Origin of the sequence: Allobosea sp. Tri-44 (assembly GCF_004123845.1) — a bacterium.
Taxonomy (GTDB): domain Bacteria; phylum Pseudomonadota; class Alphaproteobacteria; order Rhizobiales; family Beijerinckiaceae; genus Allobosea.
The window spans coordinates 887,589-908,381 of record NZ_NBDP01000030.1; the positions used below are offsets into that span (position 1 = coordinate 887,589).

General features: G+C 66.6%; 22 protein-coding genes. 6 read left to right on the forward strand and 16 right to left on the reverse strand.

What is annotated here, in order from left to right; all coding sequences use genetic code 11:
- The first annotated feature begins 227 nt into the window (after nucleotides 1-227).
- Together B6S44_RS20705 and B6S44_RS20710 are read left to right on the forward strand one after the other, a co-directional pair.
- Nucleotides 228-1,160: a sulfite exporter TauE/SafE family protein gene (locus B6S44_RS20705; RefSeq protein WP_129158736.1), complete on the forward strand. Its 933-nt coding sequence runs from the start codon at nucleotides 228-230 to the stop codon at nucleotides 1,158-1,160.
- A complete protein-coding gene (locus B6S44_RS20710; protein ID WP_129158737.1) occupies nucleotides 1,157-1,927 on the forward strand; it encodes a TIGR02186 family protein in 771 nt (256 codons plus the stop codon). Before B6S44_RS20705 ends, B6S44_RS20710 begins: the two co-directional genes overlap by 4 nt.
- Nucleotides 1,928-2,032: 105 nt before the next feature.
- Here the strand turns inward: B6S44_RS20710 and B6S44_RS20715 are convergent, their stop codons facing one another.
- The 12 genes from B6S44_RS20715 to B6S44_RS20770 all read right to left on the reverse strand — a co-directional run bounded on the left by B6S44_RS20715 (nucleotide 2,033) and on the right by B6S44_RS20770 (nucleotide 13,340).
- A complete protein-coding gene (locus B6S44_RS20715) occupies nucleotides 2,033-3,286 on the reverse strand; it encodes a molybdopterin molybdotransferase MoeA (protein ID WP_129158738.1) in 1,254 nt (417 codons plus the stop codon).
- Between the two features lie 2 nt (nucleotides 3,287-3,288).
- On the reverse strand, nucleotides 3,289-3,819 hold the full coding sequence (gene mobB, locus B6S44_RS20720; RefSeq protein ID WP_129158739.1) for a molybdopterin-guanine dinucleotide biosynthesis protein B: 531 nt from the start codon (nucleotides 3,817-3,819) through the stop codon (nucleotides 3,289-3,291).
- 181 nt (nucleotides 3,820-4,000) lie between these two features.
- Entirely contained in the window at nucleotides 4,001-5,005 is a 1,005-nt protein-coding gene (locus B6S44_RS20725; protein ID WP_129158740.1) for a formate dehydrogenase subunit gamma, read from the reverse strand.
- A gap of 88 nt (nucleotides 5,006-5,093) precedes the next feature.
- The gene (fdh3B, locus tag B6S44_RS20730; RefSeq protein ID WP_126113572.1) at nucleotides 5,094-5,690 is read right to left on the reverse strand and encodes a formate dehydrogenase FDH3 subunit beta; all 597 of its coding nucleotides are present in this window, start codon (nucleotides 5,688-5,690) and stop codon (nucleotides 5,094-5,096) included.
- Between the two features lie 14 nt (nucleotides 5,691-5,704).
- Nucleotides 5,705-8,683 carry a formate dehydrogenase subunit alpha gene (locus tag B6S44_RS20735; RefSeq protein WP_129158741.1) on the reverse strand — a complete coding sequence of 993 codons (2,979 nt, stop codon included), beginning with the start codon at nucleotides 8,681-8,683 and terminating at the stop codon, nucleotides 5,705-5,707.
- A 13-nt stretch (nucleotides 8,684-8,696) separates the two neighbouring features.
- Nucleotides 8,697-8,918: a formate dehydrogenase gene (locus B6S44_RS20740; protein ID WP_465246126.1), complete on the reverse strand. Its 222-nt coding sequence runs from the start codon at nucleotides 8,916-8,918 to the stop codon at nucleotides 8,697-8,699.
- A complete protein-coding gene (locus B6S44_RS20745; protein WP_129158742.1) occupies nucleotides 8,915-9,703 on the reverse strand; it encodes a Cro/CI family transcriptional regulator in 789 nt (262 codons plus the stop codon). Before B6S44_RS20745 ends, B6S44_RS20740 begins: the two co-directional genes overlap by 4 nt.
- A 105-nt stretch (nucleotides 9,704-9,808) precedes the next feature.
- Nucleotides 9,809-10,525 (reverse strand): DUF3306 domain-containing protein, encoded by a 717-nt coding sequence (locus tag B6S44_RS20750; RefSeq protein WP_129158743.1) that lies wholly within the window; start codon nucleotides 10,523-10,525, stop codon nucleotides 9,809-9,811.
- A complete protein-coding gene (locus B6S44_RS20755; RefSeq protein ID WP_129158744.1) occupies nucleotides 10,525-11,031 on the reverse strand; it encodes a DUF3305 domain-containing protein in 507 nt (168 codons plus the stop codon). The genes B6S44_RS20750 and B6S44_RS20755 overlap by 1 nt, the downstream gene beginning before the upstream one ends.
- 10 nt (nucleotides 11,032-11,041) lie before the next feature.
- Complete coding sequence (locus B6S44_RS20760; RefSeq protein ID WP_129158745.1) at nucleotides 11,042-12,052, reverse strand: DUF6352 family protein; 1,011 nt, start codon at nucleotides 12,050-12,052, stop codon at nucleotides 11,042-11,044.
- Entirely contained in the window at nucleotides 12,049-12,600 is a 552-nt protein-coding gene (locus B6S44_RS20765) for a DUF6505 family protein (protein WP_129158746.1), read from the reverse strand. The genes B6S44_RS20760 and B6S44_RS20765 overlap by 4 nt, the downstream gene beginning before the upstream one ends.
- Nucleotides 12,597-13,340 carry a biotin/lipoate--protein ligase family protein gene (locus B6S44_RS20770; RefSeq protein WP_129158747.1) on the reverse strand — a complete coding sequence of 248 codons (744 nt, stop codon included), beginning with the start codon at nucleotides 13,338-13,340 and terminating at the stop codon, nucleotides 12,597-12,599. The genes B6S44_RS20765 and B6S44_RS20770 overlap by 4 nt, the downstream gene beginning before the upstream one ends.
- Nucleotides 13,341-13,469: 129 nt before the next feature.
- On the opposite strand from B6S44_RS20770, the gene B6S44_RS20775 reads away from it, so the two are divergent.
- Nucleotides 13,470-15,509 (forward strand): 4Fe-4S binding protein, encoded by a 2,040-nt coding sequence (locus tag B6S44_RS20775; protein WP_129158748.1) that lies wholly within the window; start codon nucleotides 13,470-13,472, stop codon nucleotides 15,507-15,509.
- A gap of 27 nt (nucleotides 15,510-15,536) precedes the next feature.
- On the opposite strand, the gene B6S44_RS20780 is transcribed toward B6S44_RS20775, so the two are convergent.
- Together B6S44_RS20780 and B6S44_RS20785 are read right to left on the reverse strand one after the other, a co-directional pair.
- Nucleotides 15,537-16,562 (reverse strand): hypothetical protein, encoded by a 1,026-nt coding sequence (locus B6S44_RS20780; protein WP_129158749.1) that lies wholly within the window; start codon nucleotides 16,560-16,562, stop codon nucleotides 15,537-15,539.
- An 86-nt stretch (nucleotides 16,563-16,648) separates the two neighbouring features.
- Nucleotides 16,649-17,911: a c-type cytochrome gene (locus B6S44_RS20785; RefSeq protein ID WP_248309670.1), complete on the reverse strand. Its 1,263-nt coding sequence runs from the start codon at nucleotides 17,909-17,911 to the stop codon at nucleotides 16,649-16,651.
- Nucleotides 17,912-18,090: 179 nt separating this feature from the next.
- Between B6S44_RS20785 and B6S44_RS20790 the strand changes: the two genes are divergently transcribed.
- Together B6S44_RS20790 and B6S44_RS20795 are read left to right on the forward strand one after the other, a co-directional pair.
- Entirely contained in the window at nucleotides 18,091-18,321 is a 231-nt protein-coding gene (locus B6S44_RS20790) for a sulfurtransferase TusA family protein (RefSeq protein WP_248309671.1), read from the forward strand.
- Between the two features lie 28 nt (nucleotides 18,322-18,349).
- On the forward strand, nucleotides 18,350-19,483 hold the full coding sequence (locus B6S44_RS20795; protein ID WP_129158752.1) for an Mrp/NBP35 family ATP-binding protein: 1,134 nt from the start codon (nucleotides 18,350-18,352) through the stop codon (nucleotides 19,481-19,483).
- A gap of 58 nt (nucleotides 19,484-19,541) precedes the next feature.
- Here B6S44_RS20795 and B6S44_RS20800 read toward each other — a convergent pair whose 3' ends face one another.
- Nucleotides 19,542-20,030 (reverse strand): VOC family protein, encoded by a 489-nt coding sequence (locus B6S44_RS20800; RefSeq protein WP_129158753.1) that lies wholly within the window; start codon nucleotides 20,028-20,030, stop codon nucleotides 19,542-19,544.
- A 160-nt stretch (nucleotides 20,031-20,190) separates the two neighbouring features.
- Between B6S44_RS20800 and B6S44_RS20805 the strand changes: the two genes are divergently transcribed.
- Entirely contained in the window at nucleotides 20,191-20,592 is a 402-nt protein-coding gene (locus B6S44_RS20805; RefSeq protein WP_129158754.1) for an SRPBCC family protein, read from the forward strand.
- 10 nt (nucleotides 20,593-20,602) lie between these two features.
- On the opposite strand, the gene B6S44_RS30095 is transcribed toward B6S44_RS20805, so the two are convergent.
- Nucleotides 20,603-20,725, reverse strand: a complete 123-nt coding sequence (locus B6S44_RS30095) for a hypothetical protein (protein ID WP_282568191.1) — start codon at nucleotides 20,723-20,725, stop codon at nucleotides 20,603-20,605.
- Nucleotides 20,726-20,793: the final 68 nt, after the last annotated feature.

The window sequence follows — 20,793 nt, forward strand, 5'->3', positions numbered from 1 at the left end:
GTCGTCGCGGCACGAGCCCTTCAGCAGGCGCCCGAGAGTCCCTCAGAGCTGCACAAATTGAAAAGGTTTCGGCTGTAGCGTCACTGGCTCGACGCTGCAGCACGTTCCGTTCGGCCCGAATTCGCGCCGGTAAGGCAGATCGGGCACGTTCTCGTCGCAAAAGTGGTGTCCACTTCTGCGGACCATGCCCGGCGTGAAGGCGTCGACGGCGGACGGGGTTTGGAAGAGTGCAGATCTATCTCCCGATCGCGGAATTGCCGATCAGCATTTTCCTCGTCCTTGGTCTGAGCGGCGCGGTCGGCTTCATCTCGGGTCTGTTTGGCGTCGGCGGCGGCTTCCTCCTGACGCCATTGCTGATCTTCCTCGACATCCCGCCGGCCGTCGCGGTCGCGACCGTCGCGGCCCAGGTCGCCGGCTCGTCGATGACCGGCGTTCTGACCTACTGGCGACGCAATGCGCTCGACTTCAAGCTCGGCGGCGTCCTGGTCGCGGGCGGCCTGTTCGGCACGATCATGGGTGTGCTGTTCTTCAACTCGATGCGGCGCCTCGGCCAGCTCGAGCTGGTCATCACCCTGTCCTATGTCACGCTCTTCACCTTGATCGGCGGGCTGATGCTGTTCGACGCGGTGCGCGCCGCACTGCGCGACCGTAGCGGCAAGCCGGCCCGCCGCCTGCGCGAGGCCGGCTCGCACCCGCCCTGGATGGGCTTGCCGCTGCGCATGCGCTTCCCGCGCTCGCAGCTCTATGCCAGCGTCATCCCGATCGCGGGCCTCGCCGTCGTCATCGGCTTCATCGGCGCCGTGCTCGGCGTCGGCGGCGGCTTCATGCTCGTGCCGGCGCTGATCTATTTCTTCCGGATTCCGCCGGCCGTGGTGGTCGGCACCTCGCTGTTCCAGATCCTGGTCACCATGTCAGGCGCGACGGTGCTGCACGCCGTCACCAACCAGTCGGTCGACATCATCCTCGCCATGCTGCTGCTGGTCGGCGGCGTCATCGGCGCGCAGTTCGGTGGCCGGGCGGCGCGCAACCTCAACGTGTCGTCGTTCCGGCTGCTGCTGGCACTGCTGATCCTCTCGGTCGGCCTGCGCTTTGGAGTCGAGCTCTTCCTGCCGCCGAACGAACCCTATTCGGTGGTCGTGCCGGAGGGAGCGCAGCGATGAGACGCGCGGCGCTCGCTTTGGCCGCAGCCTGCCTCGCGACGCTCGCCAGCGTTCCGGCGAAGGCCGAGACCTTGATCGCGGCCCTGTCGACCCACCGGATCGCGATCGCCTCCAACTTCACCGGAGACCAACTCGCGGTGTTCGGCCTGGTCGAGCGCGATGGGCGCTCGGTGGCGCGCGCCGACCCCCACGACATCGTCGTCACGGTGCGCGGACCGCAGCGCATGCTGATCGTGCGCGAGAAGGAGCGCGTCGGGCCGATCTGGATCAACCGCAGCCAGCGGCGCTTCCCCGACCGCTCGATCTATCTCTCGGTCGCGACCAACCGGCCGATCAAGGAGATCGTGTCGGAGGACGCGGCACGGCGCGACCGGATCGGTCTCGCCAACGCGCAGCGCTCGCAAGCCGGCTTCGATTTTGACTTCGATATCGGCCGCTATCGCGACGCGCTGATCCGAACCCTCGAAGGCAAGCAGCTTTACTTGCTCGACGAGCGCGGCGTCACCTTCCTGTCGCCGGCCCTGTTCAGCTCGCAGATCAAGATCCCGGCGACGGCGCCGACCGGTCCTTACGAAGTCGAGATCCTGCTCTATGCCGGCGGTTCGGTGCTGGCGCGCCAGACCACCAATTTCGAAGTGGTGAAGACCGGTGCGGAACAGAGCATGGCGTCGGCGGCGCATGAGCGGCCGTTCCTCTATGGCCTGGCGACCGCTGTCCTCGCGCTACTGTTCGGCTGGCTTGCGACCGTGATCTTCCGGCGCGATTGAGCCATTTCCGTCATTGCGAGCGCAGCGAAGCAATCCAGGGAGACGTAGAGCTCTGCCGCCCCTGGTTTGCTTCGTCGCTGACGCTCCTCGCAATGACGGCGAAGCTCAGCCCGTCAGCACCTCATAGGCGAGGAAGGGCGCGATCGTGCCCTCAGTGACGCTCGTCAGGTCGTCGGCGAACTCGACCAGCCCGTCGGTCTCGGTCAGCGAGGTCAGCACACCGGCCCCGTCCCGCGGGTGCTTCTGCGCCACCGCGATGCCGTCAGTTCCTGGCGCAAGCGTGACCCGCACATATTCGCGTCGCCCCGCCTTCTTCTTGTAGGGAAAGCCGAGCCTGACCGGCAGGCCATGCAGCCGCGCTGGCGTCGTACCCGACAGCAGCGCGATCACCGTCCGGGCGACGAAGGCGAAGGTGACGAAGACCGCGACGGGATTGCCCGGCAGGCCGATGAAGGGCGTGCCGCTGACCAGCCCCATCGCGACGGGCCGGCCGGGCTTGATCGCCACCCGCCAGAAGGCGAGTTCGCCGGCGCGCTCCACCGCCGCCTTGACGTGATCCTCCTCGCCGGTCGAGACGCCGCCCGAGGTCAGGATCAGGTCGCAGCTTTCCGCCGCCTGAAGCAGCCGCGCGGCAAGGCTCTCCGGCTCATCGCGCAGGATGCCGAGGTCGACAACCTCCGCCCCGGCGCGAGCCACCATCGCGCGCAACAGGCTGCGATTGGCGTCGTAGATGCCGGCTGGCGGCAGGGCCGTGCCGGGCTCGTTGAGCTCGTCGCCGGTCGAGAAGATCGCCACGCGGACACGGCGGCGGACTGCAACTTCGGTCAGGCCGAGCGCGGCGAGCAGTGCCAAATCCTGCGGGCGCAGGCGCCGGCCGGCGGCGAGCGCGAGATTGCCGCGCCCGATATCCTCGCCGGCGGGGCGGGCATTGGCGCCGCGCTTCAGCCCGGCCGGGAGAACGACCGCGCCGCCCTCCAGTGCGACATCCTCCTGCATGAAGACGGTTTCGGCACCGGCCGGCATCGGCGCACCCGTGAAGACGCGCACCGCCATCCCCGTCGTCGTGACACCGGCAGCGTCGGCGCCGGCCGCGACCCGGCCCGACAGAGGCAGCCTCGTCTCCCCGCCTGCCGTCAGGTCGGCGAAGCGGACCGCATAACCGTCGACCGCCGAGTTGGCGAAGGGCGGCAGATCGACCGGCGCGATCACGTCCTGCGCCAGCACGCGCCCATCTGCCGCAGCAAGCGGAACCGTCTCGATCCCGGCTACGGCCTTGACCCGTTCGGCAGCGCGCTCGGCCGCCTGCTCGATGGTCAGCATCGGCCCGAAGGCGTCGGCATCCGCGCTGAGCTGCGCCATCGTCAGAGACCCTTCTTTGCCCGCGCCAGCACCGCGTCGAGCGGCTGCGCCTCAGCGAACAGACAATCGGCGATGGCCGGGACATCGTCGAGCCCGATCACCGGCCGGCGGGCCTCCGGGAAGGCGGTGTCGCTGGCGATGGCGACGATGCTGGGATCATCCGGATGCAGCGGCGGCTTGCCGTTGGCGGCGCGATAGACCTCGAGCTTGGCGTGCGGATCGCGCTTGAAGCCCTCGACGATGACGAGATCGACCGGCGACAGCCGCGCCAGCAGCTCCGGCAGCGTGGCCTCCGGCTCGTCGCGCAATTCATGCAGCAGCGCCCAGCGCTTCGCCGACGAGATCAGCACCTCGGACGCGCCGGCCTGCCGGTGAGCCCAGGAATCCTTGCCGGGCGTGTCGAGATCGAAGGCGTGATGGGCATGCTTGATCGTCGAGACCGTAACGCCCCGGCGGTTGAACTCCGGGATCAGCCTGGTGAGGAGGGTCGTCTTGCCGGCCCCGCTCCAGCCCGCCAGTCCGATCACACGCATCGACAAGGACATCCCAAAAAAGACAAAGCCGGGCGCAAGAGGCGCCCGGCAGTCATCGTGCAAATGGGTTCAGCCGGTCAAGGCTCACCGTCATTGCGAGGAGCGGAGCGACGAAGCAATCCAGAGCCGTCGAGCGAAACCTTCTGGATTGCTTCGCTGCGCTCGCAATGACGTCAGCGCTTCACTCGGCCGGCTGCAGCTTGCCGCTCCCGACATGCCCCTTGCGCACCTCGTCGGCGACCCAGAGCGAATGGTGCTCCTTGGCCCAGTTGAGGTCGACCTCGCCGGAGCCCATCGCGTCGAAGGCGCCCTCCATGCCGATCGTACCGATATAGATGTGCGCCAGAATCGCGGCGACCATCAGCACGCCGACGATACCATGGACCACATTCCAGAATTGCAGGTCGAGCACGCCGCCGGCCGTCGCCGGGAAAAGCAGATAGATGCCGGAAACGCCGAGCGCCGCGCCGCCGAGCACCACCGTCCAGAACACGATCTTCTGGCCGCCATTGAAGCGCTTCGCCGGCGGGTGGGCTTTGCCGACAATGCCGCCGCCGGCCGCGAACCAGCGGACGTCAATCATGCTGGGGATGTTGTCCTTGATCCAGACCAGGAACATCAGGGCGATGCCGAGCATGAACGGCCAGGCGAGATAGTTGTGCGCCCATTTCGCGAGGATCGAGATATTGGTGAATGCCTCCGGGCCGATCAGCGGCAGCAGCAACGATTTGCCGAAGGTGACGTTGAGCCCGGATAGCGCCAGCACGATGAAGCAGGCGGCGGTCAGCCAGTGGACGAAGCGCTCGAAGCCGTTGAAGCGTGTCAGCGTCTGCCCGGATGGGCCGCCCTCGATCCGGATGCGGCCGCGGAAGAGATAGAAGGCGACGAGCGCTATCAGCATGCCGAGCACGGCGACCGCACCGATCTTCGTCATCGTATTCTGATGGAAGGCGCGCCATTCGCGCCCGGCCGGACGCTCCAGCGTCGCCGCCTTGGTGTCGGGGATGCTGATCCGGCCTTGCAACTCGGCTGAAGGGTTGCCCTTCAGCGCGTCGAGGAACTGCTTCTCCTTGACCGAGTCAGCCGTCGGATTGACCTGCTGGGCGGCGCCGGGCTGGGCGAAGCCGACCGCGACGGCCAGCAGCAATGCCGCGACGAGGAAGCGGAGATGGGCGCGGAGCGACATTGCGAGCGTCCTTTTCACGAAGGCGGTATCTGACTGGGGAGGAACGCACCCGACCTTTTCAGGCCGTGATGCGCCCCCCTCCCCCAGCTCAGATCGTGATGGTTTCCCGGTAGGCCGTCTGCCAGCCCCAGGCTCCCGAGCCATAGCCGCGCTTGACCACCCGTTCCTTGTAGATCTGCGCGATCACCTCGCCGTCGCCGGCGAGCAGCGACTTGGTCGAGCACATCTCGGCGCAGAGCGGCAGCTTGCCCTCGGCGAGGCGGTTCGACCCGTATTTCTGGAATTCGGCCGGCGAGAGGTCGACCTCCGGGCCGCCGGAGCAATAGGTGCACTTGTCCATCTTGCCGCGCGAGCCGAAGTTGCTGACCTTCGGATATTGCGGGGCGCCGAACGGGCAGGCGTAGAAGCAGTAGCCGCAGCCGATGCACAGGTCCTTGTTGTGCAGCACCACCGCATCCGCCGTGGTGTAGAAGCAATCGACAGGGCAGACTGCGGCGCAGGGTGCGTCCGTGCAATGCATGCAGGCCATCGAGACCGAGCGCTCGCCGGGCTTGCCGTCATTGATGGTGACGACGCGTCGACGGTTGATGCCCCAGGGCACGTCGTTCTCGTTCTTGCAGGCGGTGACGCAGGCGTTGCACTCGATGCAGCGATCGGCGTCGCAGAGGAATTTCATCCGGGCCATGGTTCAGCTCCTCCTCACGCCGCTGCGATCTGGCACAGCGTGACCTTGCCTTCGTGCATGGCGGTCACGGGGTCATAGCCATAGGTGGTGATGGTGTTGACGGACTCGCCGAGCACGATCGGGTCCAGCCCCTTCGGGTAGTTGCCGCGCTGGTCGACACCCTGAAAGACGCCGCCGAAGTGGAAGGGCATGAAGGCGGCGCCCTTGCCGACGCGTTCGGTCACCAGCGCCTTGACCCTGGCCTTGGAGTTGTTCTCAGGACCAGTCACCCAGACCATGGCGCCGTCCCTGATGCCGCGCGCGACCGCGTCCGCCGGATTGATCTCGACGAACATGTCCTGCTGCAATTCGGCCAGCCACTTGTTCGAGCGCGTCTCCTCGCCGCCCCCCTCGTATTCGACGAGGCGGCCGGAGGTCAGGACGATCGGGAAGGACTTGGCGATGCCCTTCTCGACCGCCGCCTTCTGCACCGAGGTGTGCAGGTTCGGGATGCGCAGTGTCCGCTCGTCCGGCCGCGCCGGCCATTTCGCCACGAGATCGACGCGCGGCGAGTAGATCGGCTCGCGATGGGTCGGCACCGGATCGGGCAGGTTCCAGGCATTGGCCCGCGCCTTGCCGTTGCCATAGGGCACGCAGCCATGCTCCATCGCGACGCGCTGGATGCCGCCCGACAGGTCGGTAGACCAGGAGACATTGTCGATCGTGTTGCCGCCGATCCAGGAGATGGTCGCCAGTTCCGCCGGCGTCAGGTCCTTGTCCCAGCCGAGCTTCTTCAGCACGCCCATGGTGAACTCGGGATAGCCGTCCTTGATATCCGAGTTGAGAGAGTAGGAGCCGCCCTCGGCGAGCAGGGTATCCTCGACCTTGCTTCCGTCCGGCAGCGTGCGCTCGCGGGTCAGGCCGAAGCGCGGGCGGAAAGTGCCGCCGCCGTCCTTCGCTGCGAGCGAGGTGTTGTAGAGGATATGGGTGCCGGGGTGCTTGTACTCCGGCGTGCCCCAGCACGGCCAGGGCAGGCCGTAGAAGTCGTTCTCGACCGGGGAGCCCTTGGCGCCGCGCAGCGTCACGATGTCGAACTTGTCCTGGTTCGCCATGTGCAGCTTGAGGCGCTCGGGCGACTGGCCGGTATAACCGGTCGACCAGCCGCCGCGGTTGATCTCCCTGAGGATCGATTCAGCCGTCGGCTCCAGTCCGATCTTGCCCTGGACCATCTCGTAGGGCCGGAACATCTCGGTGGCGAAGCCGAGCTTCTGCGAGAGCTTGTAGATGACCGCATAGTCGCTGGCGGATTCGAAGATCGGCTCGACGACCTTCTCGCCCCATTGCACCGAGCGGTTGGAGCAGGTGCGCGAGCCCGAGGTCTCGAACTGGGTGCAGACCGGCAGGATATAGGTGCCATTCTTACGTCCGCCGAGCGAAACGAAATTGGTCGGGTGCGGATCGCAGACGACCAAAAGCTCGAGCTTCTCGAGGCCCTTCACCGCATCGGGCATGCGCGGGATGGTGTTACCGCCATGGCCCATGACAAACATGGCCTTGAGGTTGTCTTTCTGGTCGACCTGCTCGGCCGGCAGGTTCGCGGCGTCGAACCAGCGGGTCGAGGTATGGCCCGAGGTCTCCATGTTCTGCTTGCGGGTACGGGCGGCGCGGCCGCCCTTGGCCGGGACTTCGTCGAAGCGCGACATGAAATAGTCGTAGTCGACACCCCAGACGCGGGCCCAATGGCGCCAGGCGCCTTCGACCAGGCCGTAATAGCAAGGCAGATTCGAGATATCGAGGCCGAAATCGGTCGCGCCCTGGACGTTGCAGTGGCCGCGGAAGATGTTGGCGCCGGTGCCGTTCGAGCCGACATTGCCGGTCGCCAGCAAAAGCGTGCAGATGGCGCGGACATTGGCCGTTCCGACCGAGTGCTGCGTCACGCCCATGCACCAGACGAAGGTCGCCGGCTTCACCGTGGCGAAGGTCTGGGCGACGCGCTTCAGCTGCTCGCCGGGGATGCCGGTGATGTCCTCGACCGTCTTGGGATCGTATTTCTCGACCTCCTTGCGGACGTCGTCCATGCCGTGGACGCGCGCGGCGATGAAGGACTTGTCCTCCCAGCCGTTCTGGAAGATGTGCCACATCAGGCCCCAGATCACCGCAATGTCGGTGCCGGAGCGGAAGCGGACATAGTCGGTGGCGTGGGCCGCGGTGCGGGTCAGGCGCGGGTCGAAGACGATGACGTTGGCGCGCTGCTGCTCCTTGCCGGTCAGGATGTGCTGCATCGAGACCGGGTGCGCCTCGGCCGCGTTCGAGCCCATGAAGATCACGGTCTTCGAATTGCGGATGTCGTTGTAGGAGTTGGTCATCGCGCCGTAGCCCCAGACGTTCGCGACGCCCGCGACCGTGGTCGAGTGGCAGATGCGCGCCTGGTGGTCGACGTTGTTGGTGCCCCAGAAGGCCGCGAATTTGCGGAACAGATAGGAGCCCTCGTTGGAAAACTTGGCCGAGCCGAGCAGGTAGACGGAATCGGCGCCCGACTTGGCGCGGATTTCCATCATCTTGTCGCCGATCTCGCTGACCGCCTGGTCCCAGGACAGGCGCTGCCACTGCCCGTCGACCAGCTTCATCGGATATTTGATGCGCCGATCGCCATGGACGAGCTCGCGCACCGAGGCGCCCTTGGCGCAATGGCTGCCGCGGTTGATCGGGCTCTCCCAGGCCGGCTCCTGGCCGACCCAGACACCATTGGCGACCTCGGCGCGGACGGTGCAGCCGACCGAACAATGCGTGCAGATGTTCTTGACGACCTTGGTCCCGGTCGCGGGACCGTAACCGGCAGCTTCCGCCTTGCGGACGGCACCGATCTGCAGGGCGCCGGCAGCCGCGACGCCACCGGCGACGAGGCCGGAGCGGCGCAGGAAGGAGCGGCGGTCCATCACGCCGGAGGCAAGGCCTCCGAGGGCGCTCTGCAGGCGACCGCGCTGGACGTCGGCGGATTTGCGCTTGATCAGCATGACGCCGGCCTCCTCAGTAACGGTTGACGCGGTAGAAGTCTTTGACGTGCTCGCTCTCGCGATAGCGCGCCTTGGTCTCGTCCTTGCCGGGATCGACGGCGGCGGCAGGCGTGACCGCGACAGGTGCGACCGCTACAGTCGCGCCGGCGCCGAGCGCCTTGAAGAAGTTGCGGCGGTCGAGCCCCGCATCCTTGTTCTTCTGCGACATCGTCGTCTCCTCCGTGCCGTAAGTCATGCGGGCAGGCTCGCAGCCTGCGTCTCGATCGAAAGGTAGAGGCTGCCGACCCGGCCGACGGCGCGGTAGAAGCGCGCTGCCGGAGTGGTTTCGAGATCGGCGAAGAAGCGGTCGGCCCAGGGCCGGATATGGCGGGCAAAGAAGGACGCGTCGTCGACGCCCTCGCCCGAGACCTCGCCGCGGATCAGCTTGGCCTGGATGTCCATCAGCACGGCGACATGGTCCTCGGGCTCGCCGACGCGCTCGGCGCGAGCGAGGCCGAGCTTGCCCATGTCCTCGCGTACCAGAGCGAGCGGGCGCTCATGCAGGAAGCCGGTGAGATAATAGGAGGCGTAAGGCAGGAGCTCGCCGCGGCCGACGCCGATGAAGATCTGGAAGAACTCGTCGCGGACCTGGTCGGGGCTCGCCTCCGCCGCCGCTTCCGCCAGCGCCAGATGCGCCATGCCGAGCGGCGAGGCATCACCGCGCAGGCCTTGCAGAGCGGCCAGCGTCTCGGCCGTCGGAGCGCGCCAGAGCAAGGCGCCGATCAGCTCGAATTCATCGGCGCGGGCAGCGTCGATCTCGTCGATCTCGGCAGCGGCAGGCGCAACGATCGGTTCGTGCGGATAGAGGTCGGGCCTGAGCTCGCTGCGCGAAATTCCGGTGAGAGTCTCGACGGAGAGCACGCGATCGGCCGGGACGCGTTTCCAGCTCGAGATCGCCGGCTGCGAGACACCGACCGCCCGCGCCAGCGCACGTACGCCGCCGGCCGCTCCAATCGCCCGTTCCAGAGCTTGGTCTCGCATAAACGAAGGCGTCTCCAATCCCGCACCGGCACGTTCGGACGTGCTGGCACACGCGGTGATAATGAGACCTTATCGCCATAGATTGCAATTGTTCTCAACTGAAGCTCAGAGCGGTGTCGCACCGCCGCCGCGTCGCCTTGCCCGCTGCTGGGGCGGCTGAATATCGGGCGTTTTTTGCATCGCAACAGAATTGTCGCTCGGAGAAACACGCGATTCAGCGGCTTTTTCAACGTATTTTCGGGAAACACCCTCGTCGCTCAGCCGCACTGGCTGGGCGGTATCGGCGGCTATAGCAGGAACCTGCTGCGCCGCAGCAGAATCAGGCCCGCTCTCGTCATTAGACGAAGGTTGAACAACTGCGACGTCATTACGCACCGCCTCGCCTTGCTCGGCGGCGGGTTCGGGCGGCTTGCCGAAGATATTGGCCAGCATCTCCTCGACATTGTCCGACTCGCTGAGCGGCCCGTAGCCTGGCGCGCCACCCGGCGTATTCCAGTCCAGGGCGTAGTCGCGGGCCGGATCGAGATAGCCCGAGATCATCGGATCGCTCTCCCAGGCGCGACGCAGCGCCTTGAGCTTCCATTCCTCCGGCACGTTCTGCTTCAGCCAGTGCGCGAGGTCGAAATCCTTGTCGATCAGGTCGAGCGAGGGCGGCTCGACCATCTCGGGTTCAGGTGCAGGCGCGGCAGTTTCCGAAACAGGCTCAGTGGTGATCGGTGTCGGCTCGGCAGCCGGCGGAGCTGTTTGCTGAGCCTCCTGCTTGCGACGCGCCCAGCGCCCCAGGAAGCCCTCCTCACGATCCGCGTCGTCGGGGCGCGACATCAGTCCTCTCCGCGCTCGATGCCCGGGCGCGGCCGCAAGCCACCCTTGCGCGGATCGTGCTCGGTGCGCTTGCGCTTGATGAATTCGCGCTCGACATGATGCGCCTCGAAGAAGGCGAGCACGGCCTCAGCGATCGCGGCCGGCATCGGCACGGCCTCGACGATGTCGTCGACATTCTCCAGGAAGACCTCGCCCTCGGACGGGTCGGCAGTGACGCCGACCAGCTCCAGCGCCGGCTCGATCCCTGTCGGCCTGACCGCGACCCAGAGCCTGGCCTGGCCGGTCGCGAAATTCTCGCGGAAATGGGCGGTGTCGACCGAGTGCAGCGTCAGCACGGCCGAGCCGAGATAGAACTGCTCGCGCCTGTCATCGCCGGCCAGCCGGCTCCAGGGCGCGAGCGGCGGTGGCTCGGGCAGCACCGCGATCGGGGCCCAGACATGGTCGGCCCAGGGCGAATCGAGCTTGCGTCGCTCGACCACGACACCGACCTCGTGATGCTGCTGCATGGCCTCGTCCTCAGTTCGCCATCTCGTGCACCGCGAGCGGCAGGCCGGTCACCAGGTTCTGCGGCTTCATCCGGACGATCCGGTCGCCATCCATTGCCAGCATCAGATAGATAGGCGCTCCCTTGGCCGCCGGCAGTACCGGCACCTCCGATGGCAGTGTCAAACGGTAGAGTGCGATCAGGCGCGAGGCCTTGTCTTCATCGAGCATCTCGCCCTTCCAGAGCGCGTTGCCGATCGCGGTTGCCTGCGCATCGAGGCCGACGAACCAGCGCCAATCGGCATCGCGGACGTTCTCGACGGCTTCGATCTCGACATCGAAACCATGGACCTGCCGGATCCAGTGCGCGATCGCCTTGCCGAGCGCGACCCGGCCCGAGGGCTTGCCGCCGAGGTCGAGCACCATGTCGAAGGCGTCGGAGCGCTGCCAGTAGCGGTCGGCATCGGCGCTCTTTAGGATATCGAGCGAGGTCACTGCAGGCCCGCCGAGCATGGCGAGCAGCGGCGAGGCATGCCGGTCGGCCTCGTGGCCCTCGATCATCTCGGCATCGGCGAGCAGGATCGTGTTCTCGTGGAGCGTGGCGCGCTGCGGCCGGAACAGGCATTCGGCGGCGCGCACCACGAAGGGATCGCTCTCCTCGTCGAGCCCGGCGCGCAGGATGACGTGCACAAGCTGGTCGAGGAAGACAGGCGGGATGCCCGAAGCTCCGCTGCGGATGATTCCGGCATAGGCGCCCTGCAAGGTCGGCGCCGCCAGCAGGCGCTCGCGCCAGCCGAGCAGGAAGCGCCAGTTCTCGCGCGCATCGGCATCGGCGATGGCGGCGATCTCGCGCTCGGCGATCTCGGCCTGCGGCTCTGCCATCAGCCTGGCATGCAAGGCCCGCTCTGCATCGCAGGCCTCCTCAGGCGGCAGCACCTCCGGCCGCGCCAGATAGGCCTTCAGGAAATCATCGGTGACGACGAGACCGCCGCCCTCCTCGCGGTCGAGCAGGAGATGGCCGGAGCTCGCCCAGAAATGGGTCATCGCGGCGCGTCCCTCATCAGTTGCATTAGGTCGACCTGCTCCTGCGGCTCGTCCTCGCCATCGACCTCGACGAACTCGAAGGCGCGGAAGGCATCCTTCGGCCGGTCGCCGCGCGGCATCAGGCTGCGGAAACGTTCGCGAATCTCGCCATCTTCCAGCGTACGATGCAGAGCGAGCAGGGTCTGCGCCGGATGATCGCAGAGCGAGGCGGCAAAGGCGATCTCCTCTTCGGCAGCAGCGCGTGCAGCCGCAAGATCGGGCGCACCGAGCTTGTCGACGAATTGCGCGGCGAGTGCCGCCACCGCCCGTTCGCGCTCCTCCGTTGTCGCCTCCGTGACGACCGCGAGTGTGCTCCAGCCGAAGCTGCCGATGCCGAGGAAACCCGAGCGGAAGGCGACCCGGCCCTTGGTGTCGAGCCCGGCAACGCTCTCCGGCGTGAACAGGAAGGAGCCGGTGACCAGCCATTCGCCGGGCTCTGCCGCCTTGCGGAAGACGAAACCATCCGACGGGTCGAGCCGGATGGCGCGGGGAAGCTTGAGAGTGCTCACAGCTTCGGCGCTCCACTCTCGCGGTCGAGCCAGTCGACCTTGGCCAGCGCCTCGACCATGCTTCGGTGCTCGACGCCGTGCTGCGAGGTCGCGATCAGGTCGCCATTCGGTTCGATGCCGTGACGCACGCCGACAGTCTTCTCCAGCCGGTCGAGCCAGCGCCGCGCCGCCGCCTTGGCGCCCTCTTCCTGCCAATGGCTGACGCCGAGCATGAGATGGCGGCAAAAGGCCTCGATCAGATCGACGGCATCGACCTCCTCGAAACCCTCCTCGGCCATGCCAACACCGGTCTGGCCAAGCTGGAACGGCGACATCGTCGTCGCCCGGACCATCGCGCCGAAGACGAGCCAGTCCGGAACCTGCCCCTCCGGGCACTCGGCCGGCCAGCCGAGGCGGCCACCGCCGATCAGACCGAGATCATAGGTCAGAGCATCCGGCCAGCGGAACAGCAGTGGCCGCTCCGGCGGCGAATAGACTGCGAGCGCATCGGCGAGCGCATTCATGGCGAGGTAGTGCGCAAGCCTGGATTCGGCGAGGATGGCGTCAGGCTCCAGCACCACCGCGAACTCGACGATGTCGAAACGTCGCACCCAGACCAAGGTCGCAGCCCCGGCCTCTACCGCAATCGCCTGCGCATGGGCGAAGGCATCGCCCGATTCGCGCAGGGTGACGAGCGAAAACCCCGGTGGCAGCACCGGCTCGCGCCTGAGATCGTCCTGCCTGACCGGCCCTGCCGCCATCGTCCCTGCCCTGCGCCTCTCATCCCAAGGGAGAGGCTTGCTTCTTTGGAGCCATTCCAATTCCATATAAGATGAGATTATCGCAAGCGCGACCAAAGACGCTGCTGCGATCATGAGGATGCCTGCCCGATGACCAATGTCGCCCGCACGCTGATGGTCTGCTCGTGCGAGGACACGATGCCTCTCGACGGCGCGGCGCTGCGGCGCGGTTGCAGCGGCGCCGAGATCAGCGAGCACCGCCATCTCTGCCGCAGCCAGGTAGAGCGCTTCCGCGCCATGCTCGGGCAGAGCGACGCGATCACTGTCGCCTGTACGCAGGAGGCGCCGCTGTTCGAAGAGATCGCCGCCGACCTCGACTATGCCGGCGATCTCGTCTTCACGAACATCCGCGAACAGGCCGGCTGGTCGGATGAAGCCAAGGCCGCCGGCCCCAAGATGGCCGCCCTGCTCGCCGCCGCGAGCGAGCCTTTGCCGCCGGCCTCCTTCACCACGCTGACCAGCAAGGGTGTCGCGCTGATCTATGGCCGTGACGAGGTCGCGATCGCCCTGGCGCATCGGCTCGCCGAGCATCTCGACGTCACCGTGCTGCTGTCGCGCCCCGGCGAGATCGCGCCGCCGCGCACCGACGAATTCCCGGTGCTGAAAGGGACGATCGCGCAGGCGAACGGCTGGCTCGGCGCCTTCGAGCTCACCGTCAACGACTACGCCGCCCCGAGCCCCTCCTCGCGCGGCAAGCTCGTCTTCGAGGCGCCGCGCAATGGCGCGATCTCGCAATGCGACGTCGTGATCGACATCTCCGGCGGCACGCCACTCTTCCCGGCGGGTGACCTGCGCGCCGGCTATCTGCGTGCCGACCCGCGCGATCCGGCCGCAGTCGAGCGGCTGGCTTTCCAGGCGAGCGGGCTCGTCGGCGAGTTCGACAAGCCGGCCTATGTCGCCCTCAACGAAGGGCTCTGCGCCCATGCGCGCTCGAAGAAGACCGGCTGCACACGCTGCCTAGAGCTCTGCCCGACCGGCGCGATCACCCCGGCAGGCGACCATGTCGCAATCTCGGCCGAGATCTGCGCCGGCTGCGGCGCCTGCGCCGCCGTCTGCCCGACCGGCGCGGTGACCTATACGCTGCCTCCGGCCGATGCGTTGCTCCGCAAGCTCCGGACCCTGCTCGTCACCTATGCCGAGGCCGGCGGGCGCGAGCCAGTCGTGCTCCTTCATGACGGCGACCATGGCGAGCCCCTGATCGAGGCGCTCGCGCGCCATGGCGCCGGCCTGCCGGCACGCGTACTCCCCTTGCGCGTCAACGAGATCACCCAGATCGGGCTGGAGACCTTCGCCGCCGCACTCGCCTTCGGCGCCTCCGCCATCCGCGTGCTCGGCCGGGCCAAGCCCAAGCACGACATATCCGGCCTGACGCGCAATCTCGATTATGCCAATGCGCTGGCCGGCGCGCTCGGCTATGGCGAGGCCCGCGCCGCGCTGATCGAGACCGACGACCCCGATCAGCTGGCCGCCACCCTCACGAGGATCGCGCCCGGCACGAGCGCCGCGCAGCCCGCACGCTTCCGGCCGATGGGAGCCGGGCGGCCGCTGCTGCGCCAGACGATCGGCGAACTGCATGCCATCGCGCCAGCGCCGGTCGCCAACGTCGCGATGCCGCCGCTCGCACCCTTCGGCGCGGTCCATGTCGACACGGAGGGCTGCACGCTCTGCCTCGCCTGCGTCTCGGCCTGCCCGGTCAGCGCGCTCGGCGACAATCCGGAGCGGCCGACACTCACCTTCCAGGAGGACCTCTGCGTGCAATGCGGGCTCTGCGCCGCGACCTGCCCGGAAAAGGTGATCACGCTGGAGCCGCGCATCGATTTCGACGCCTGGAAGGGTGGCCGCCGCATCGTCAAGCAGGAGGAACCATTCCACTGCATCTCCTGCGCCAAGCCCTTCGGCGTCCGGAGCACGATCGAGAAGATCGCGGCGAAGCTCGAGAACAAGCACTGGATGTTCGCCGGCGAAGGCGCAAAGCGCGCCTCGATCCTGCGCATGTGCGAGGATTGCCGGGTCGAGGCCGTGGTCAACGAGAGCTTCGACCCGCACCTCTCGCCGCAGCGCCCGCCGGTGCGCACCACCGACGACTATCTGCGCGAACGCGCGGAGCGTGGCGAAGATCCGCTGGGGTAGGAGCAATTCGATCGGGCGTAAGCGAGCTTAATTCAGTTCCTTATCGATCTCTTTTTGTCGTTTCAGCATATGCCTGAGCTCGCGCTCGTGAATGAGTGAATTCTTAGGGCGACAAACCTCCACCTTCTTCTCTTTGAGGAGCAGCATACATCCTCGTGAAATCAGGTCGCTCGCTTGCGCCCAGTGACGGTCTTGCGGCTTCATGTACGCTAACAATGCTTTTGCGGTTTCACTCAGAAAGCCGCGCCATTCACGAATGGACCCTACCCCGTTGTTATGAAGGCTCGTTGCACGTTTGCTTACCGAGCAAATATTCTTTGCCTCCTCGACCGTTAAAGCGCTCTCCTCATCAACGGGCATGCCAATGCTTTTGGCCTCTCCATCCTTGTTACACGACCAGCCCCCATCCTCCAGCCGCGCGATTAGCGCCTCTTTCAGAATACTCATATCGAGATCAATGCTATCGCGATAAAGCGGCCCCAGTCGCTGACTGTACTGGAACGCGACAAAGCCGAGATCGAGCAAGGAATTCACGATACCCGCCGCTTCGTTGACAGTCCCTCCGGCTTCTCCAACCAGCTCGACGGCAGCCGAGGCCGCCTGCAGCGCCCGCCCCGCGACCGGCAGCTTACCTTGTAATGATTTTCCTACCTTGGAAAGCAGGTCTCGCGTCTCTTCAGGATACAGAACAGCGACCGCCAATCGGAACAACCGCCGATCAAGTATCGCCTGCCGATCTTCGAAGAACGCGCAGTTTGAGTCCCTGGCGCAAATCAAAGCCTCCCTGCTGGCCTGAACAGCTTGAGCAATTCTGAAGCCAATCGCTTCTCGGTCATCAATATTTACGGGCGATTCACTGCCAATCCTGGCCAGTATACCTACCAATAGGTAGGATCGGAAAACCCTGTGCTCTTTCTCGTCGGCGCTAAAGAGCACTCCATCTAGAATTCGGTCCGTAAATCCACCCTGTCGTGAAAACTCATCCGTGATCGCGCAGCCGGACAGGAACAGTCCGGCCATGAATGCCAGCGGCAAGCGCAGCTTGAATGTCATGGAAAATGCCCCAACCCGAGGCAATTCTTGATCTAACTCTACGTCATGACAACCGGAGGGTGTGGTTATCCCCAGTTTTGACGGAGTCAGCGGGCCGTCGCCTTCTCCAGCCAGTCGACCAGGGCCTGCCGATCTTCAGCCGAGCCGATCGTCTGCTCCGGCATCTTGGTGCCGGGCGTGTAGGCGTTCGGGCCGATTTCGAACAGCTTCGCCACGGTTTCCTTGCTCCAGACGATGTCCATGCCCTTGAGCGCCTCGGAATAGGCATAGCCCGGTGCGGTGGCGATGCGGCGGCCGAAGATGCCATGCAGGGTCGGACCGGCCCTGTTGCCATCGGCCGGCGTCAGCGTGTGACAAGCCGCGCAGGCGCGGAAGACCTGCGCCCCGCGCTCGCCCTGGAAGGCGGCGAGCGCATCCTCGCCGGCACGCGGCACTACCGCCCCGACATGCTCGCCGGTGACGGCGTTCCAGCGCCGGACCAGCCGGTCGGCGCCGCCTGAGAGCAATTGCCGACCATCGGGCAGGAAAGCGAGCGACCAGACCGGCAGGCCCGGCCCGACAAGCGTCGCGCGGATGGTTCGCGTCCTGCGGTCGACCAGCGCGACCTGGCCGCGCAGCCCGCCGGCTGCGATCGTTCCACCATCGGGGGAGATGGCGAGTGCGATCAACGGCGTCTCGCCGACCGGGATTTCGGCGCGCTGTACTCCATCCGGCCCGAACAGGCGCAAGTGGCCATCGGCAGCCGCGACCGCGATCTCGCCGTCGGGCGCGACGACAACGCCATTGAGCGGTGCCGGCGTGGTGACGATCAGCGGCACGCCGCCATCGGCGGGCCAGAGGCGCAAGGTCGCGTCATAGCCGGAGGAGACGATCAGACCGCCCGGCGCGAAGGCGACGCCGTTGACCGGACCCTGATGGCCTTCGAGCACGCGCGCAGAACCATCGGCAAGCCCGATGACCCGGATAGTCCCGTCCCAGGAGGCGGAAGCGAGATGCTGCCCTTCCGGTGAGATTGCCAGCGCCGCGACCGGCCCCTTATGCCCCTCGATGACCTTCGCAGGCTCGGGCGCATCGCCGCGCCAGAGCGCGATCCTGCCATCCTCGCCGCCGGTGGCGAAGCCGACGCCGTTGACGGACAACGCTGCATTGACCGCCCCCTGATGGAAGCGCAGCACCTTGATGGCGCTGCCGCGCGCCAGGTCCCAGAGGATCGCCGACTGGTCGAAGGAGCCGGTCAGGGCCACCGCGCCATCGGCCGAGACGGCGGCGGCACGCACCGGCCCGCCATGGCCGCGCAGTTCCTGGGCGGTGGCCGGCAACGCTGCAATGAAAAGCGCGAGAAGCGCCACGCGAACCCTTCGCCCCTTGGGCGAGAAGGTGGCAGCGCGAAGCGCTGACGGATGAGGGCATGAAAGGCGCCGGCGCATGACTTCCCTCATCCGTCTGCTTCGCAGACACCTTCTCCCCCCGGGGGGAGAAGGATAGATGCTGTTGCTCCCTTGCGAAAAGCCATCATATGAAGCGCAGCATGACTTCGATCCCCCTCAATCTGCGCGGCCTGAAATGCCCTCTTCCCGCTTTGCGCGTGCGCAAGGCGCTGAAAAGTGCGGCCCCCGGCGCTCTGTTCCTGGTTGAATGCACCGATCCGATGGCGGCGATCGACATCCCGAACCTGATGCGCGAGACCGGCGACGCGATCGAACTCAGCAGCAGCGAGGGCGAGCTGCTGGTCTTCCACATCCGCAAGGCCGCGGCCTAGCGTCGCGCAAACACGGGAATCCCAGATCGTGGCCCTTTCGCAAAACGACATCCTGCGCGCGCTCGAACTGGTGAAGCTGCCGGCGAGCGGGCAATCGCTGGCGGCGTCCGGCCGCATCGGCGACATCCTGATCGACGACGGCAAGGTCATCTTCGCGATCGGCATCGACGCGACCGAGGCCGGCGCGATGGAGCCGGTGCGCAAGGCGGCCGAGAGCGCGGTCGGCGGCATTCCTGGCGTGACACAGGTGCTGGTCGGCCTCACCGCCGACAAGGCGCCGGGGCGCCCGGCGCCATCGCAAGCGGCGGAGGCGCGCCGGCAGGCGCATGGCCAGCCCGGCCCCGGCGGGCCGGTGCCGAAGGCAGCCGGCATTCCCGGCGTCAAGCAGATCATCGCGGTGGCGAGCGGCAAGGGCGGCGTCGGCAAGTCGACCACCACCGCCAACCTCGCCGTGGCCCTCGCGACGCTCGGCCTCAAGGTCGGCGTGCTCGATGCCGACATCTATGGGCCCTCTGTGCCGAAGATCTTCGGTATCACCGGCAAGCCGCGGCTGGTCTCGGGCCGCACGCTCGCGCCAATGGAGGCCTATGGCCTGAAGATCATGTCGATCGGCTTCCTGATCGACGAGGAGACGCCGATGATCTGGCGCGGGCCGATGGTGATCTCGGCGATCACCCAGATGCTGCGCGAGGTCGCCTGGGGCGAGCTCGACGTGCTCGTCGTCGACATGCCGCCCGGCACCGGCGACGCCCAGCTCACCATGGCCCAGCAGACCCCGCTCGCTGGCGCAGTGATCGTCTCGACGCCGCAGGACCTGGCGCTGCTCGATGCCCGCCGCGGCGTCGCCATGTTCAGGAAGGTCGAGGTGCCGATCCTCGGCATCGTCGAGAATATGAGCTACTTCATCTGCCCGGAATGCGGCCACCGCTCCGACATCTTCGCCCATGGCGGGGCGCGGCACGAGGCTGAGCGGCAGGGTGTGCCCTTCCTCGGCGAGATCCCGCTCGCCATGCCGATCCGCGAAACCTCCGATGGCGGCCGCCCGATCGTGGCGAGCGACCCCGACAGCCCCCATGCCAAGGCCTATGTCGCCCTGGCGCGGCAGGTGAAGGCCGGCCTCGCCGGGCCGGCCAGGGCAGCGCCACGGATCGTGATCGAATAAGGGTTTTTGGATCGCCGCATCGGACCGAAAAGTGGTTCCCACTTTTCGGTCCGATGCTCTAGTTCCGCAGATCGAGCCCGCTCGAGCGCTCAGCCTGCACTGCGAGCTGGTCGGGAGACACTCTAGCCGACTCCACCTGCCGCTCGATCAGCACCCAGATGTGCCCGAACGGGTCGAACAGCGAGGCCACCCGCCGTCCCTCGACATCGGTCTGGACCCGGTCGCGCAGCGCGGCCCCGGCCACGATCGCCTGTGCGAAGCAGGCCTCGATATCCGGCACCGTCAGCTGGACGATCGTGCTGACCGCGCCGGCCGCCTTGGGGAAGAACGGACCGCCATAGGACGGCTCCTCCTCGCGGCGCGGATTGGAACCGGCGACGGAAATCCGCGTTCCACCCATCAGCATGTCGACCCCAGCGATCTCGCCATCGACCCTGTATGCCTTCAACTGCCGTGCTTCGAACGCCTCGCTGTAGAAGTCCGCTGCCTGCTGCTCGCGTCCGTGCTGCACGAAAATCGCCAAGCCCAAGCCGATGGTCTGCTCCATATCGAATCTCCTGATCCGTCGCCGCGGGAATAGAGGGCCGGGAAGCCGGCGGAATCTTGATCGACCCGCGGCAAGCTCGGACACAGCCCATCACCGATACGCGATGACATTCGATTTTGTTCATGTTATGTTCTATCGTCAAAGTTTAGGAGAAGCGGTGATGCCCGTCTTGCCAGCGCGCCATATCAGCATCTCGATCAAACGGCCGATCGAGGAGGTCTATGGCTTCCTCGCCGAGCCCATGAATTTCCCGAAATGGGCGGAAGGGCTCGGCGGCGAGTTCCACCATGTCGAGGGCATGACCTATCGCGCCCAGACGCCGATGGGGCCGATGCGCGTGATGTTCAGCGAGCCCAACCCCTACGGCATCCTCGACCACGCCGTCGTTCCCGACGCCGCCCCGCCGATGCACAACCCGATGCGCGTGCTCGCCAATGGCAGCGGCAGCGAGGTGGTGTTCACGCTGTTCAGGCACCCGGAGATGACGGACGACGCGTTCGCCCGCGATGCCGAAACAATCGCGACCGACCTCGCTCGCTTGAAAGCCCTGCTGGAAGGCTAAGCGGGACGCGTCAGAGCCGGACGCTGCTGGTCGAGTAGGCGACGTCGACCGGACGCTGATAGGTCGCCAGCACCAGGCTCGCGCCATAGGCGGCGATGGCGGCGAAGGCGACGGCGATGACAAAGGACTTCATGCGACTTCCCCCAGAGGCAGGCGAATAAGCTTCGCTTATCAGTTGAATCTAGGGGCGGCGCGTCCCCC

Coding starts and splice junctions, on each gene's coding strand:
- B6S44_RS20710 (WP_129158737.1), top strand. CDS start 1,157: ATGAGACGCGCGGCGCTCGCTTTGGCCGCAGCCTGCCTCGCGACGCTC.
- B6S44_RS20715 (WP_129158738.1), bottom strand. CDS start 3,286: ATGGCGCAGCTCAGCGCGGATGCCGACGCCTTCGGGCCGATGCTGACC.
- mobB (WP_129158739.1), bottom strand. CDS start 3,819: ATGCGTGTGATCGGACTGGCGGGCTGGAGCGGGGCCGGCAAGACGACC.
- B6S44_RS20725 (WP_129158740.1), bottom strand. CDS start 5,005: ATGTCGCTCCGCGCCCATCTCCGCTTCCTCGTCGCGGCATTGCTGCTG.
- fdh3B (WP_126113572.1), bottom strand. CDS start 5,690: ATGGCCCGGATGAAATTCCTCTGCGACGCCGATCGCTGCATCGAGTGC.
- B6S44_RS20735 (WP_129158741.1), bottom strand. CDS start 8,683: ATGCTGATCAAGCGCAAATCCGCCGACGTCCAGCGCGGTCGCCTGCAG.
- B6S44_RS20740 (WP_465246126.1), bottom strand. CDS start 8,918: ATGACTTACGGCACGGAGGAGACGACGATGTCGCAGAAGAACAAGGAT.
- B6S44_RS20745 (WP_129158742.1), bottom strand. CDS start 9,703: ATGCGAGACCAAGCTCTGGAACGGGCGATTGGAGCGGCCGGCGGCGTA.
- B6S44_RS20750 (WP_129158743.1), bottom strand. CDS start 10,525: ATGTCGCGCCCCGACGACGCGGATCGTGAGGAGGGCTTCCTGGGGCGC.
- B6S44_RS20755 (WP_129158744.1), bottom strand. CDS start 11,031: ATGCAGCAGCATCACGAGGTCGGTGTCGTGGTCGAGCGACGCAAGCTC.
- B6S44_RS20760 (WP_129158745.1), bottom strand. CDS start 12,052: ATGACCCATTTCTGGGCGAGCTCCGGCCATCTCCTGCTCGACCGCGAG.
- B6S44_RS20770 (WP_129158747.1), bottom strand. CDS start 13,340: ATGGCGGCAGGGCCGGTCAGGCAGGACGATCTCAGGCGCGAGCCGGTG.
- B6S44_RS20775 (WP_129158748.1), top strand. CDS start 13,470: ATGACCAATGTCGCCCGCACGCTGATGGTCTGCTCGTGCGAGGACACG.
- B6S44_RS20780 (WP_129158749.1), bottom strand. CDS start 16,562: ATGACATTCAAGCTGCGCTTGCCGCTGGCATTCATGGCCGGACTGTTC.
- B6S44_RS20790 (WP_248309671.1), top strand. CDS start 18,091: ATGACTTCGATCCCCCTCAATCTGCGCGGCCTGAAATGCCCTCTTCCC.
- B6S44_RS20800 (WP_129158753.1), bottom strand. CDS start 20,030: ATGGAGCAGACCATCGGCTTGGGCTTGGCGATTTTCGTGCAGCACGGA.
- B6S44_RS20805 (WP_129158754.1), top strand. CDS start 20,191: ATGCCCGTCTTGCCAGCGCGCCATATCAGCATCTCGATCAAACGGCCG.
- B6S44_RS30095 (WP_282568191.1), bottom strand. CDS start 20,725: ATGAAGTCCTTTGTCATCGCCGTCGCCTTCGCCGCCATCGCCGCCTAT.